The following is a 13,432-nucleotide window of genomic DNA, read 5'->3' as shown; positions in this document are numbered from 1 at the left end:
CGGTGCCCGCCACCCGCGCCCCGGCCACCTGCGACCCGGCCGGGGAGCGCCCGCCCCGGCCGCCCGAGCCGGTCCCGCACCGGCCGCCGCTGCTGCCGCTGTGGCCGCTGGCGGTGATGTTCGGCCTCGTGCCGCTCTGGTGGCTGGCGGGCGCGTTCTACCTCGGCTGGTCGCTCCTCGGCGCGCTGCTGTTCGCGCTGCTCGTGGTCCGCGGCCGGGTGCCGCTGCCACCGGCCACCGGGCTCTGGCTGCTGTTCCTGGCGCTGGTCGTGGTCAGCGCCACCCGGCTCACGTCGTCCGGATCGGTGCCGGCGTTCGGTCTGCGGCTGGGCTTCTACGTCACCGCGATCGTCGTCGGCGTCTACGTGTACGCCCTCGCCCGCGAACGCGCCGATCCCGCGGCGGTGCTCGTGCCGCTGTGCGCGTTCTGGCTCGGACTGGTCGCGCTGGGCTGGCTGGGACTGCTGGCGCCGCGGCTCGCGCTCACCACGCCGACGGAGCTGTTCCTGCCCGCCGGTGTGGTCGCCGACTCCTACGTGCAGGACCTGGTCCACGTCGCGACGACGGAGTACAGCCAACGGTCCCTCGACCCGATCTTCCGGCCGGCGGCGCCGTTCCCGTACACCAACAACTACGGCAGCGCGTACGCCATCACCCTGCCGTGCGTGGTCGCGTACACGATGCTGCGCGGGCGCGGCGCCCTGCGCTGGGTGCTGCTGGCGTCCCTGCCGCTGTCGCTGGCGCCCGCGTTCCTCACCCTCAACCGGGTGATGTTCGCGAGCCTCGGCGTGGGGCTCGCGGTGCTCGGCGTCCGGGCGGCGCTGCGGGGGAACGTGCGGGTCGGCGCGTCCGTCGTCGGCGTGCTCGTCATCGGCGGCCTCGCCGCGCTGTTCATCCCGGTGGCCGAGCTGATCGGCGACCGGGTGCGGACCACGGACACCAACAGTGATCGGGCCTCCCTCTACGCGGAGGTGCTGCGCCGCATCGGGGACTCGCCGTGGCTCGGCTACGGCGCGCCGGTCAACGCGGACACCGTCTCCGCGCAGGCCCCGGTCGGCACCCAGGGGCAACTCTGGATGGTCCTGTTCAGCCACGGGATCCCCGCGCTGCTCTGCTTCGTGGCGTGGTTCGTCGTGGCCGCCGTCCGCTGTCGCCGGGCCCGCTCGGCGGCCGGGCAGTGGCTGGCCGTGGTGCCCGTCATCTGCCTGGTGCAGATCCCGTTCTACGGCATGGCCAGTCCGAACCTGGCCGTCGCCTTCTTCGCGGTCGCCTTCGCGGTGGCGCTCACCGAACGGGAGACCGCCCCCGCGCCGCCCCGCACCGGACGTCTGGGGGCGGTGCCGGCATGACGGTGACCCGGCCGCCGGCCGAGGGCACGGCGGAGGCGCGGCACAGCACCCGCAGCGGCGTCGCCGGTCTGCTCGGCGCGGCCTGCAACGGCCTCTTCGGCTTCCTGCTGGTGGTGGTCATCACCCGCGGCTACGGCACCGCCGGCGCCGGCGCGTTCTTCGCCGCCGTCGGCGTGGTCACCATGACCGCCGCCCTCTGCACCCTGGGCGCGGAGACCGGTCTGATCTGGGCGCTTCCCCGGCGCCGTGGGGGCAGCGAGGGAGACCTCGCCCGGGTGCTGCCGGTGGCCCTCTTCCCGCCGCTGGCCGTGGCCGCCGCCGTCGGGACCGCCGGGATCGTCGTCGCCGACTCGCTGGCGCCGCGCCTGCTGGACGACCCCGGCGCCGACGGCCCGGCCCTGCTCGCGGTGAGCTTCGCCGCGGTGCCGCTCGTGGTGGCGATGACGCTCCTGTTCGCCGTGCTGCGCTGCGTCCGCCCGATGCGCGCGTACGTCGCCGTGCAGTCCGTCCTGCTGCCGGCCGCCCGTCCGGCGCTGGTCGGCGCGGTGGCCCTGGCCGGCGGCAGCGTGCTGGCGGGCGTGGTCGGCTGGCTGCTGCCGGCGGCCTGCGCCGTCCTCGTCTGCGTGGCGCTGGTGGCCGGGCCGCTCGGTCTCGGCCGGGACACGCCGGTACGCACCGTGCGCGCCGACTGGTCGGCGTTCTGGCGGTTCGCGCTGCCCCGGGCCGGTTCCGCGGCCATCGACGCCAGCGTCGTGTGGGTGGGCGTGCTGCTCACGTCGGTGCTGGCCGGGCAGGCCGACGCCGGCGTGTTCGGGGCGGTCGGTCGCTACATCCTCGCCGGGCAGCTCGCCCTGCACGGGCTGCGGGTGGCGGTCTCGCCGCAGCTGTCCCGGCTGCTGGGCCGCGGCGAGCGCGGGGCCGCGGCGGCGGTGCACCGGCGCCTCACCGCCTGGGCGCTCGTGCTGTCCTGGCCGGTCTACCTGCTGCTGGCCGTGTTCGGGCCGGCGTTTCTGCAGCTCTTCGGCCCCGAGTTCGCCGCGGGCGCCACGGCGATGACGGTGCTCGCGCTGGCCATGCTCGTCAACACCGGCGTGGGCAACGTGCAGAGCCTGCTGCTGATGGGCGGGCGCAGCGGGCTGCACCTGGCGGCCACGCTGGCCGGCCTGCTGGTCACCGTCGCGCTGGGCCTGTGGCTGATCCCCGGGCACGGCGTGACCGGCGCGGCGCTGGCGTGGGCGGCCGGCATCGCCACGGAGAACCTCCTCGCCTTCGCCTGCGCCCGGGCGGTGGTCGGCGAGCCGTTGGTCGACGGGGCGCTGCGGCGCGCCGCCGCCGGGACGCTCGCGGCCGTCGGGGTCGCCGCGCTGGCCGGGCTGCTCACCGCAGGGCGGGGCATCCCCGGCCTCGTGGTGGCGCTCGCCGTCCTGGCGGCCGGCTGCCTCGGCGCGTCCGCGCTGCCCGGGGTGCGTCAGCGCGTCCGGGCAACCGTGAGTCAGATCCGCGGGCGGGACGGGGCGTCGGCGGACGCCGCCCCGGCCCTCGCGACGAAGGGCAGGTGAGATCCGGTGCCGTCCATGCGGGACCGCGTGAAGCAGTTCGTGCCGACCCAGGTGACCAGCCGGGTGCGGGAGTCGCTCGTGGACTACGGGGTGCGCACCAGCGACCGGCGGCCGCTGCCGGACTTCCTCATCATCGGCACCAAGCGGGGCGGCACCACCTCGCTGTGGAACTACCTCATCCAGCACCCGCTCGTGCCCCGCCTCTTCCCGGCGTGGAACACCAAGGCCACGCACTACTTCGAGGAGAACTGGCGGCGGGGCGAGGCGTGGTACCGGTCGCACTTCCCGACGGTCCGGCAGCGGGCGGCGTTGGAGAGCCGGTTCGGCGGGCCGGTGCGCGTCGGCGAGGCCGCCCCGCTGTACATGTTCCACCCGCTGGCGGCGCAGCGGGTCGCCGCGCTCATGCCGTCGGTGCGGCTCGTCGTGCTGCTGCGCGACCCCGTGGAACGGGCGTACTCGCACTGGAAGGAGCGGCGTACGCACGGCGTCGAGCCGCTGGACTTCGCCGCGGCGCTGGCCGCCGAGGAGGCGCGGACGGCGGGGGAGCGGGACCGGCTGATCGCCGAGCCGGAGTACCACAGCCAGCGGTACGACTGGTACAGCTACCGGGCCCGGGGCCGCTACCTGGAGCACCTGGAGCCGTGGCTGGAGCGGTTCGACCGCAGCCGCTTCCTCTTCCTGCCCAGCGAGGACCTCTACCGCGACGCCCGGGCGGCCTACCGCCGGACGCTGGAGTTCCTCGGGCTGCCCCCGTTCGACCTGCCCGACTTCCGGGTCTACAACGACCGCCGGTCCGCGCCGCTGGAGCCGACCCTGCGGGCCGAGCTGACCGCGTACTACCGGCCGTTCAACGAGGCGCTGCGGGGGCGGCTCGGCGTGGACCTCGACTGGCCGGACCGGGTGTCGTGACGGCTGCCGCGTCGCGTGACCCGCGCTCCCGTACCGACGGGCTCGGCTGGGTGACCCGGGCGCTCTTCGGCGACGACCGGGTCGCGGTGACCGTCGGCGGCGCGGCGCCGGCCGGTCACCGGGTGGCGGCCCGGTACGCGGTCGTCCCGTCGGTCTCCCGGGCCCGGTTCCTGCTGCCGCTGGGCGCGCACCGGGCCACCGCGGCGTCGCTGCTGGCCTACAACGCGCTCCGGCCGCCGACCGTCCGCGCGGTGCGGGCCGCGCTCGGCGGGCTGTCCCGGATCGGGGCCGCCGGCCGAGTGTTCCCCACGCTCACCGTCTCGGTGCCGGCCGGCGTCCCGGCGGCGGAGCTGCTGCTCACCGCGCGGCTCGCCGAGGCGCTGGGCGGCGGGCCGCTGCACGCCGGCTGCGGGGTGCGGCCACCGGACCCGAACCACAAGCCGACCCTCCAGCTCTTCACCGCCGACGGCCGGCCCCGCGGGTACGCGAAGATCGGCTGGAACTGCGCCACCCGGCCGCTGGTCACCGTCGAGGCCGCGGCGCTGCGCGCCCTCGCGGGGCTGGCCGGGGTGCCTGACCATCCGGCGACGCCCCGGCTGTTGGCCGAGGTGGACTGGGCGGGGCAGCGGATCGCCGTGGTGGAGCCGCTGCCGCCCCGGGTCCGGGGGGTGCCGACGAGCGACCCGCCCCGGATCGCGGCGCTGCTCGCGGTGGCGCGGCGGGGCCGCCCGCCGGCACCGCCCCGGCCGCTGGCCGGCTCGCCGTTCCTCGCCCGGCTGGCCGCCGAGGCGGCCCGGGCGGACGCCACCGGCGTGCGCGGGCGGGCCGTCGCCGCGGTGGCCGCCCTCGAGCGGCGGCACGGTCCCACGGCGGTCGAGTTCGGCCACTGGCACGGCGACTGGGTGCCGTGGAACCTCGGCCGGCACGACGGCGGGCTGGTGGCCTGGGACTGGGAGCACAGTGGACGGGACGTCCCGGTCGGGTTCGACCTGGCGCACGACGCGTTCCAGCGGGCCCTCGTGCTGCGTGGCGAGCCGGCCGCGGCCGCCGCGGCGCAGGTCGACGCCCAGCTCGACCGGTACGGCGACCGGATCGGGCTGGGATCGGCGCAGCGCCGGGCGGTGGCCGACGCGTACCTGGTGGAGATGTGGCTGCGCACCTGGCGGCTGGCCGACGCCGGGGCCGGTTGGAACCCCGCCCTGCATCCCGTACTGCTCGATGTGATCGAGAAACGACACATTGGCTGATCCCGGCGAATCGGCACGCCGAGAGGCGTTGACCCGCGCCGAAGAGTGACGGAAGAATTGCTGCTCGTGACGACGGGGGTACGTCCCGGCAAACGCCCGGTGTGACGACGTGTGGGGAGTCGCGTGGACGCGAACATCGAGGACGGCGGGCCTCCCGTCCTGCTGCTGGTCGGATCCAGCGGCGGCCACCTGGCCCAACTGCTGGCACTGCGGCCCTGGTTCGAGAAGTGGCACCGGTGCTGGGTCACCTTCGACACACCGGAGGCCCTGTCGCTGCTCGACGGCGAGGACGTGACCCCGGCCCACCACCCGACGACCCGCAACCTGCCGAACCTGCTGCGCAACACGGTGCTCGCCTTCCGGGTGCTGCGCCGCCGGCGGGTCGCCGCCGTGGTCACCACGGGCGCCGGCGTCGCCGTGCCGTTCGTCGTCCTCGCCCGGCTGCGTCGCATCCCGACCGTCTACATCGAGGTGTACGACCGCATCGACACCCCGACGCTGTCCGCCCGGCTCTGCCGGCCGTTCCTCTCGGCCATGCTCGTGCAGTGGGACGAGCAGCGGCGCCACTACCCGGAGGCGACCGTCGTGGGGACGCTGCTGTGAACGGGGAGGCGAGCGCCGGCACGGCGCCGGCCCGCTCCGCGCCCCACGGGCCCCACCCGGTCGGCCGGCCGGATCCGGGACGGGTGCCCCGGCAGCGCGACCGTGCCGAGGCCGCCCGGCTCCAGCTGCTGGTCGCCGTCGGCACCGACCGGCACCCCTTCGACCGCCTGCTCGGCTGGTTGGAGGAGTGGCACGTCGAGACCGGCGACCGGGTGGGCCTCACCGTCCAACACGGACACACCCGGGCTCCCGCGGTGCCCGGCGCGGTGCCCTTCCTCGGGCACGACGCGCTCCAGGCCGCGATGGCCGACGCCGACCTGGTGGTGTGCCACGGCGGCCCGGCGACGATCCTGGAGGCGCGGCGGCACGGCCACCTCCCGATCGTGGTCCCGCGCGACCCGTCCCGGGGCGAGCACGTCGACGACCACCAGCAGCTCTTCGCCCGCCGGCTCGGCGCGGCCGGCATGGTGGCCCTGTGCGAGTCCCGGGAGGAGCTGCGCCGATCGCTCGCCACCGGGCTCGCCGACCCCGCCCGCTTCGCCGTGGCCGCGGACGCGCGGGGTCACGACGCGCAACGGGCGGCGGTGGCCCGGGTCGGGCAGATCGTCGACGATCTCGTCGCCACGGCGGCCCGGCGGCGGGCCTGGTGGCGGATCTGGGGCCGGCCGGTGCGTGACGCGGGGGGTCACCGGTGAGCGCGGCGCCCACGGTGAGCGTCGTGGTGCCCACCCGGGACCGGCCGGAGCTGCTCCGCGCCGCCGTACGGGCCATCCTCGACCAGGACCACCCCGGCGCCGTCGAGGTGGTGGTCGTCCACGACCAGTCGGAACCGGACCACTCCCTCGCCGAGCTGTCGCGTCCCGACCGGCGGGTCCGGGTGATCCGCAACGAGCGGACCCCGGGGCTCGCCGGGGCGCGCAACTCGGGCACCCTGGCCGCCGAGGGCGACCTGATCGCGTTCTGCGACGACGACGACGAGTGGCTGCCCGGCAAGCTCGCCGCGCAGGTCGCGGCGCTCGCCGCCGCGCCGGACGCCGAGTTCGCGAGCTGCGGCATCCGGGTCAGCTACGACGGGCGCACCGTCGACCGGGTCCTCGGCGCGACCCGGGTCACGCTGGCCGACCTGCTGCGCGACCGGATGACCGAACTGCACCCGTCGACGTTCCTCATCCGCGCGGCGGCGGTGCGCGACGGGTTCGGGCTGGTCGACGAGGAGATCCCGGGCAGCTACGCCGAGGACTACGAGTTCCTGCTCCGGGCCGCGCGCAGCGCGCCGCTGGTCAACCTGCCCACGCCGTACGTGCTGGTGCGCTGGCACAAGCGGTCCTACTTCGCGCAGCGGTGGGACACCATCTCGGCGGCGTTGCAGTGGTTGCTGAGCCGCTACCCCGAGTTCGCCGGGCAGCCGGCGGGGGAGGCGCGGGTGGCCGGGCAGATCGCGTTCGCCCGGGCCGCCTGCGGGGACCGGCGCGGGGCGCTGCGGTGGGCCCGTCGCACGCTGCGGCGCAACCCCCGGGAGCCCCGCGCCTACCTGGCGCTGGCGGTCGCCGGGCGGGTGGTGCGGGCCGACGCCGTGCTGCGCACCCTGCACCGGCGGGGCCGGGGGATCTGAGCCCGACCGATCGATGAGGATGTGAGATGACCCTGCACGCGCTCCGGTTCCGCCTCGTGGACTCGCCGACGTCGCTGGGCGCGCGGCGGCGGGCGCGCCGCGCCGCCTGGCTGGCCGACACGTTCCCCGCGCTCGCCGACATGACCGTGCTCGACCTCGGCGGCCGGGTGGAGAGCTGGTCGCGGGCGCCGGTGCGCCCGGCGCACGTGCACGTCGTCAACCTGGAGCCCCTGCCCGCCGAGCTGCCACCCTGGGCGGAGGCGGACCACGCGGACGCCTGCGAGCTGCCCGCCGGGATCCTCCGCCGCCGCTACGACCTCGTGTTCAGCAACAGCGTGCTGGAGCACGTGGGCGGCCACGAGCGCCGCCGGCGGATGGCCGACGCGGTCCGGGCGTTGGCGCCCGCGTACTGGGTGCAGACGCCGTACCGGTACTTCCCGGTCGAGCCGCACTGGGTGGCGCCCGGCATGCAGTTCCTGCCGGTGCCCGCGCGCGTGTTCGTGGCGCGCAGGTGGCCGCTGGCGTACACGCCGGGCAAGTCGTACGAGGCGGCCATGCGGCAGGTGCTGACCACGGAACTGATCGGCCGGGCCGAGCTGCGGTACCTCTTCCCGGACGCCACCATCCGCGGCGAGCGCCTGCTCGGCCTGACCAAGTCGTTGATCGCGGTCCGCCGGCCCTGACCGGCCGCCGCACGTCCGCAGGGCGGGACGGGGCGGGCACCGCACCGGCACGGCCACCGGGCGTGACAGACTTGCCGCTGTGTTGCGCTGGTTGACCGCAGGGGAATCGCACGGACCCGCCCTCGTCGCGATGCTCGAGGGGGTTCCCGCCGGAGTCGAGGTGACCACCGGCGACATCTCCGCCGAGCTGGCCCGCCGCCGGCTGGGCTACGGCCGTGGCGCGCGGATGTCGTTCGAGCAGGACGAGATCGAGATCATCGGCGGCCTGCGGCACGGGGTCACCATCGGCAGTCCTGTCGCCATCCGGGTGGGCAACTCCGAGTGGCCCAAGTGGCGCACCGTGATGGCCGCCGACCCGGTCGACCCGGCGGAGCTGGCCGGGCAGGCCCGCAACGCGCCGCTGACCCGTCCCCGGCCCGGCCACGCCGACCTCGCCGGCATGCAGAAGTACGGCCACACCGACGCCCGGCCGATCCTGGAGCGCGCCAGCGCCCGGGAGACCGCCGCCCGCGTCGCCGTCGGCACGGTGGCCAAGGCGCTCGTGCGGCAGACCCTCGGCGTCGAGATCGTCTCGCACGTGGTGGAGCTGGGATCCGTCGCGGCCAAGCCGGGGCTGCGGCCCCGCCCGGAGGACGCCGCGCGGATCGACGCCGACCCGCTGCGGTGCCTCGACCCGGAGGCCAGCGCGCGGATGGTCGCCGAGGTCGACGCGGCGAAGAAGGCCGCCGACACCCTCGGGGGAGTGGTCGAGGTGCTGGCGTACGGGGTGCCGCCGGGCCTGGGCAGCCACGTGCAGTGGGACCGCAAGCTCGACGCCCGGCTGGCCGCCGCGCTCATGTCCATCCAGGCCATCAAGGGCGTCGAGATCGGCGACGGCTGGCAGCAGGCCCGCTCGCGGGGCTCCGCGGCGCACGACGAGATCATCCCCTCGGCCACCGGCGTCCGGCGGGTCACCGACCGGGCCGGCGGGCTGGAGGGCGGCATCACCACGGGCGAGCCGCTGCGGGTGCGGGCCGCCATGAAACCGATCTCGTCGCTGAACCGCGCCCTGGCCACCGTCGACGTCACCACCGGCGAGCCGGCCACCGCCATCAACCAGCGCTCGGACGTCTGCGCGGTCCCCGCCGCCGCCGTGGTGGCCGAGGCGATGGTCGCCCTCGTGCTGGCGGAGGCGACCATGGAGAAGTTCGGCGGCGACTCCGTCGCCGAGATCCGCCGCAACCTCGCCGGCTACCTGGACGCGCTGGTGATCCGGTGAGCGCCCCGGACCGCAGCAGGCCGGTGTGCGTGCTGGTCGGAGCCCCCGGCTCGGGCAAGACGACGGTCGGCCGGGCGCTCGCCGAGGCGCTCGGCGTGGAGTTCCGGGACACGGACGCCGACATCGAGCAGATGGCCGGCAAGCCGATCCCGGAGATCTTCATCGACGAGGGCGAGGCGCACTTCCGTACGCTCGAACGGGCCGCCGTGGCCGCCGCGCTCGCCGGCTGCCCGGGGGTGCTCGCCCTCGGCGGCGGCGCCGTGCTCGCCGAGGAGACCCGCGCGGCCCTGGTCGGGCACACCGTGGTGCACCTGTCCGTCGAGCTGTCGGACGCGGTGAAGCGGGTCGGCCTGGGAGCGGGCCGGCCGCTGCTGGCGATCAATCCGCGGGCCACGCTCAAGCAGCTCATGGACCAGCGCCGGCCCCTCTACGCGGAGGTGGCCACCGCGACCGTGGCGACCGACGGGCGCACGCCGGAGGAGATCGCCGCCGAGATCGCCGCCCTGCTGAAGGGCTGACCGCCGGTACCCACCAGGTGGACGACGCCGCCCGCACCGGCCCCGCTGGACTAGGCTGCCGGCGATGGACGAGGTGACCCGGATCCCGGTCGGCGGCGAGCGGCCGTACGACGTGCTGGTGGGACGCGACCTGCTCGACACGCTGCCCGGCCTGCTGCCCGGCGCCACCCGGGTGGCGCTGCTGCACGCTCCGCCGCTGAAGGAGCTGGCGGACGCGCTCGGCGAACGGCTGCGGGCCGCCGGCACGACCCCGCTGCCGGTGGAGGTGCCGGACGCGGAGGCGGGCAAGCACATCGACGTGGCGGCCGCCTGCTGGGACCGCCTCGGCGCGGCCGGCTTCACCCGCTCCGACGCGGTGGTCGGCGTGGGCGGCGGCGCGGTCACCGACCTGGCCGGGTTCGTGGCCGCGTGCTGGCTGCGCGGGGTGCGCTGGGTGCCGGTGGCCACCTCGCTGCTCGGCATGGTCGACGCCGCGGTGGGCGGCAAGACCGGCATCAACACCGCCGCCGGCAAGAACCTCGTGGGTGCCTTCCACCCGCCCGTGGGGGTGCTCGCCGACCTCGCCACGCTCGACAGCCTGCCGGCGGCCGAGCTGGCCGCCGGGATGGCCGAGGTCGTCAAGTGCGGCTTCATCGCCGACCCGGCGATCCTGGACCTCGTCGAGGCGGACCCGGTGGCGGCCACCGACCCGACCGGGCCCGTGGCGCGCGAGCTGATCGAACGGGCGATCCGGGTGAAGGCCGACGTGGTCTCCGGCGACCTGCGCGAGTCCGGGGTGCGCGAGGTCCTCAACTACGGGCACACGCTCGCGCACGCCATCGAGAGGGTGGAGGAGTACCGCTGGCGGCACGGGCACGCCGTGGCGGTCGGCCTGGTGTTCGCCGGCACGCTGGGGCGACTCGCCGGCCGGCTGGACGAGCCGACGGCCCGCCGGCACCGCAGCGTGCTCGCGGCGCTCGGGCTGCCCACCGGCTACCGCGCCGACGCGTGGCCGCGGCTGCTCGACGCCATGCGGGTCGACAAGAAGGCCCGGGGCAGCCGGCTGCGGTTCGTGGTGCTCGACGGGTTGGCCCGCCCCGCGATCCTGGAGGGCCCCGACGAGGAGCTGCTGCACGCGGCCTACCGGGAGGTGGCGCAGGCGTGAAGGTGTACGTGCTGAACGGGCCGAACCTGGGCCGGCTGGGCACCCGCGAACCGGACGTGTACGGCGCGACCACCTACGCGGACCTGGTGGCGCTCTGCGAGTCGACCGGGCGGGAGCTGGGGCTCGACGTCACCGTGCGGCAGACCGACGCCGAGCACGAGCTGCTGGGCTGGCTGCACGCCGCCGCCGACGAGGGCGCCGCCGTCGTGCTCAACCCGGCCGCCTGGTCGCACTACTCGTACGCGGTGCGGGACGCCTGCGCGATGCTGCGCGGCCCGCTGGTCGAGGTGCACATCTCCAACATCCACGCCCGGGAGGAGTTCCGGCACCACTCGGTGGTCTCGGCGGTGGCGACCGGGGTGATCGCCGGGCTCGGCGTCGACGGCTACCGCCTCGCGCTGCACCACCTCGCCGCGCGCGCCGGCTGAGCGCGGTCGGCGCGTACGGGCCGACGGGCTGGGCCCCGGTCGGCGACGCGGGACGGCGATGGGCGAGTGGCGGTCGCGGCGGTGGCGGTCGGCGGCGGGCGGTGGCGGTCGGCGCACGGCGGGGGAGGGCGCAGCTTGTAGACTTTCCAGGTCTGTCCGCCAATTCATGATCAAGGCAGGAAATGGCCACCACCAACGACCTGAAGAACGGCCTGGTACTCAACCTCGACGGGGAGCTCTGGTCCGTCGTCGAGTTCCAGCACGTCAAGCCCGGCAAGGGTGGTGCGTTCGTGCGTACCACGCTGAAGAACGTGCTCTCCGGCAAGGTGGTCGACAAGACCTTCAACGCGGGCACCAAGGTCGACACCGCGACCGTCGACAAGCGCACGATGCAGTACCTCTACGCCGACGGCGAGGACTACGTCTTCATGGACCTGGAGACGTACGACCAGATCACCGTCCCCGGCGGCACGGTCGGCGAGGCGGCCAACTACCTGCTTCCCGAGGCCGAGGTGATCGTCGCCACGCACGAGAGCGTGCCGCTCTACGTCGAGCTGCCGACCAGCGTGGTGCTCGAGGTCACGTACACCGAGCCCGGCCTGCAGGGCGACCGCTCCACCGGGGGCAACAAGCCGGCCACCGTCGAGACCGGGGCGACGGTCCAGGTGCCGCTGTTCATCACCACCGGCGAGAAGATCAAGGTCGACACCCGGGACGGCCGTTACCTCGGCCGCGCCTGATGGCCGAGGGTCCCAAGCAGCAGATGCCGGCGCGCCGCAAGGCGCGCAAGCGGGCGCTCGACGTGCTGTTCGAGGCCGACCTGCGTGACCGTCCGCCCGTCGAGGTGCTGGCCGGCTACCTGGAGCGGATCGAGCGGCCCCACCCGGAGCACCTGGGCTACGCGGTGGGGCTGGTCGAGGGGGTGGCCGCGCACCTCGACCGGATCGACGAGCTGATCGCCAGCTACGCCGAGGGCTGGACGCTCGACCGGATGCCCACGGTCGACCGCAACCTCGCCCGGATCGCCGTCTACGAGTTGCTCTACGTCGACGAGATCGACGACGCCGTGGCGATCAGCGAGGCCGTGGAGCTGGCCCGGCAGATGTCGACCGACGACTCGCCGCGCTTCCTCAACGGGGTGCTGGGTCGGATCGCCGAGTACGCCACCCGCTGACGGGTTCCCGCGCCGCGCCGTGCCGGGCGCGGAAGATCACACTCGATCCATGATGTGGTGGCCTCCCGGGTGCCGGGAGGCCACCACATCCATGTTGTTGGCGCGATCCGGGCGCGCCGACGGTGCGGTCCGGCGGGGCTGGCGACGGGTGGCGCCTACGACGAAGGGCCCGTGCCATACGGCACGGGCCCTTCGGTCGGGTTCCTCGGGCTACTCGGCCTCAGGAGGCGAAGAACGCCCGCGGGTCGGCGACGAGCACGCCGTGCTCGGTGAGCCGCTCGATCAGACCCGACGGCGAGGCGTCGTACACGATCGCGAGGGCGCGCAGGTCGTCGGCGCGGATCGACAGCACCCGGCCGTTGTAGTCGCCCCGCTGCTGCTGGATGGCGCGGGCGTACCGGGCGACGTAGGCCAGGTCCTCGGAGGCCTCGTCGTAGAGCCGCTCCAGGTCCAGGACGATCTTGCTGGTGGGCTCGTGACGCACCCCACTGCCGTCGGGCAGCAGCTCCGAGACGGGAACGCGGTAGAAGTCGGCCAGTTCGGCCAGGCGGGACACCGTGACGGCGCGGTCGCCGCGCTCGTACGAGCCGACCACCACGGCCTTCCACCGCCCGTTCGACTTCTCCTCCACCCCCTGCAGGGACAGCCCCTGCTGCTGGCGGATCGAGCGCAGGCGGGCGCCCAGGGACTTGGCGTATTCAGAGGGCATTCGGACACTCCCAGTGCTGCGGGGGTTCTCCCAGCGATTCGCTACGGAGCGTGACGGTACGGGGATTGCGACACCGGGTCAAGTGGTCGTGACCTTACCGTTGGGGAGCACGGGGGGGTGTCCCTATGGGTTTCGTCAAGCAGCGACGGGGGCCGTCGGGCGTGGTTGGTAGGGGGTCTTGTGGCGGAGCATGGCGAATAGGACGTCGCAGCGGCGTCGGGCAAGGCAGATGAGGGCGG

The 13,432-nt window shown here is 75.2% G+C and carries 15 protein-coding genes; 14 read left to right on the top strand and 1 reads right to left on the bottom strand.

Annotated elements, in window-relative coordinates; genetic code table 11:
* Window positions 1-2 precede the first annotated feature (2 nt).
* The 14 genes from D7I43_RS12680 (at window position 3) to nusB (ending at window position 12,484) form a co-directional block, all read left to right on the top strand.
* Window positions 3-1,349: an O-antigen ligase family protein gene (locus tag D7I43_RS12680; RefSeq protein WP_120328677.1), complete on the top strand. Its 1,347-nt coding sequence runs from the start codon at window positions 3-5 to the stop codon at window positions 1,347-1,349.
* A complete protein-coding gene (locus D7I43_RS12675; RefSeq protein WP_120328676.1) occupies window positions 1,346-2,908 on the top strand; it encodes a lipopolysaccharide biosynthesis protein in 1,563 nt (520 codons plus the stop codon). Before D7I43_RS12680 ends, D7I43_RS12675 begins: the two co-directional genes overlap by 4 nt.
* Window positions 2,909-2,914: 6 nt before the next feature.
* Complete coding sequence (locus D7I43_RS12670) at window positions 2,915-3,817, top strand: sulfotransferase domain-containing protein (RefSeq protein ID WP_192902138.1); 903 nt, start codon at window positions 2,915-2,917, stop codon at window positions 3,815-3,817.
* Complete coding sequence (locus D7I43_RS12665; protein ID WP_120328674.1) at window positions 3,814-5,064, top strand: hypothetical protein; 1,251 nt, start codon at window positions 3,814-3,816, stop codon at window positions 5,062-5,064. The genes D7I43_RS12670 and D7I43_RS12665 overlap by 4 nt, the downstream gene beginning before the upstream one ends.
* A 123-nt stretch (window positions 5,065-5,187) precedes the next feature.
* Window positions 5,188-5,667 (top strand): UDP-N-acetylglucosamine--LPS N-acetylglucosamine transferase, encoded by a 480-nt coding sequence (locus tag D7I43_RS12660; RefSeq protein WP_120328673.1) that lies wholly within the window; start codon window positions 5,188-5,190, stop codon window positions 5,665-5,667.
* 83 nt (window positions 5,668-5,750) lie between these two features.
* Window positions 5,751-6,362 carry a glycosyltransferase gene (locus D7I43_RS12655; protein WP_240032945.1) on the top strand — a complete coding sequence of 204 codons (612 nt, stop codon included), beginning with the start codon at window positions 5,751-5,753 and terminating at the stop codon, window positions 6,360-6,362.
* Entirely contained in the window at window positions 6,359-7,279 is a 921-nt protein-coding gene (locus D7I43_RS12650) for a glycosyltransferase family 2 protein (RefSeq protein WP_120328671.1), read from the top strand. Before D7I43_RS12655 ends, D7I43_RS12650 begins: the two co-directional genes overlap by 4 nt.
* 26 nt (window positions 7,280-7,305) lie before the next feature.
* Complete coding sequence (locus tag D7I43_RS12645; protein ID WP_120328670.1) at window positions 7,306-7,962, top strand: class I SAM-dependent methyltransferase; 657 nt, start codon at window positions 7,306-7,308, stop codon at window positions 7,960-7,962.
* A gap of 79 nt (window positions 7,963-8,041) precedes the next feature.
* Window positions 8,042-9,220, top strand: a complete 1,179-nt coding sequence (aroC, locus tag D7I43_RS12640) for a chorismate synthase (RefSeq protein WP_120328669.1) — start codon at window positions 8,042-8,044, stop codon at window positions 9,218-9,220.
* Window positions 9,217-9,738 (top strand): shikimate kinase, encoded by a 522-nt coding sequence (locus tag D7I43_RS12635; protein ID WP_120328668.1) that lies wholly within the window; start codon window positions 9,217-9,219, stop codon window positions 9,736-9,738. The genes aroC and D7I43_RS12635 overlap by 4 nt, the downstream gene beginning before the upstream one ends.
* A gap of 64 nt (window positions 9,739-9,802) precedes the next feature.
* Window positions 9,803-10,882, top strand: a complete 1,080-nt coding sequence (gene aroB / locus D7I43_RS12630; RefSeq protein ID WP_120328667.1) for a 3-dehydroquinate synthase — start codon at window positions 9,803-9,805, stop codon at window positions 10,880-10,882.
* Entirely contained in the window at window positions 10,879-11,310 is a 432-nt protein-coding gene (gene aroQ, locus D7I43_RS12625) for a type II 3-dehydroquinate dehydratase (RefSeq protein ID WP_120328666.1), read from the top strand. Before aroB ends, aroQ begins: the two co-directional genes overlap by 4 nt.
* A 182-nt stretch (window positions 11,311-11,492) precedes the next feature.
* On the top strand, window positions 11,493-12,050 hold the full coding sequence (efp, locus tag D7I43_RS12620) for an elongation factor P (RefSeq protein WP_120328665.1): 558 nt from the start codon (window positions 11,493-11,495) through the stop codon (window positions 12,048-12,050).
* Between the two features lie 23 nt (window positions 12,051-12,073).
* Window positions 12,074-12,484, top strand: a complete 411-nt coding sequence (gene nusB, locus D7I43_RS12615; protein ID WP_192902146.1) for a transcription antitermination factor NusB — start codon at window positions 12,074-12,076, stop codon at window positions 12,482-12,484.
* A 220-nt stretch (window positions 12,485-12,704) separates the two neighbouring features.
* On the opposite strand, the gene bldD is transcribed toward nusB, so the two are convergent.
* Window positions 12,705-13,193 (bottom strand): transcriptional regulator BldD, encoded by a 489-nt coding sequence (gene bldD, locus D7I43_RS12610; protein WP_013285505.1) that lies wholly within the window; start codon window positions 13,191-13,193, stop codon window positions 12,705-12,707.
* Window positions 13,194-13,432: the final 239 nt, after the last annotated feature.

This window comes from Micromonospora globbae, from assembly GCF_003610785.1.
Lineage (GTDB): Bacteria > Actinomycetota > Actinomycetes > Mycobacteriales > Micromonosporaceae > Micromonospora > Micromonospora globbae.
The sequence above is the reverse complement of the archived record's forward strand: the minus strand, read 5'-3'. Positions and strand labels throughout refer to the sequence as shown.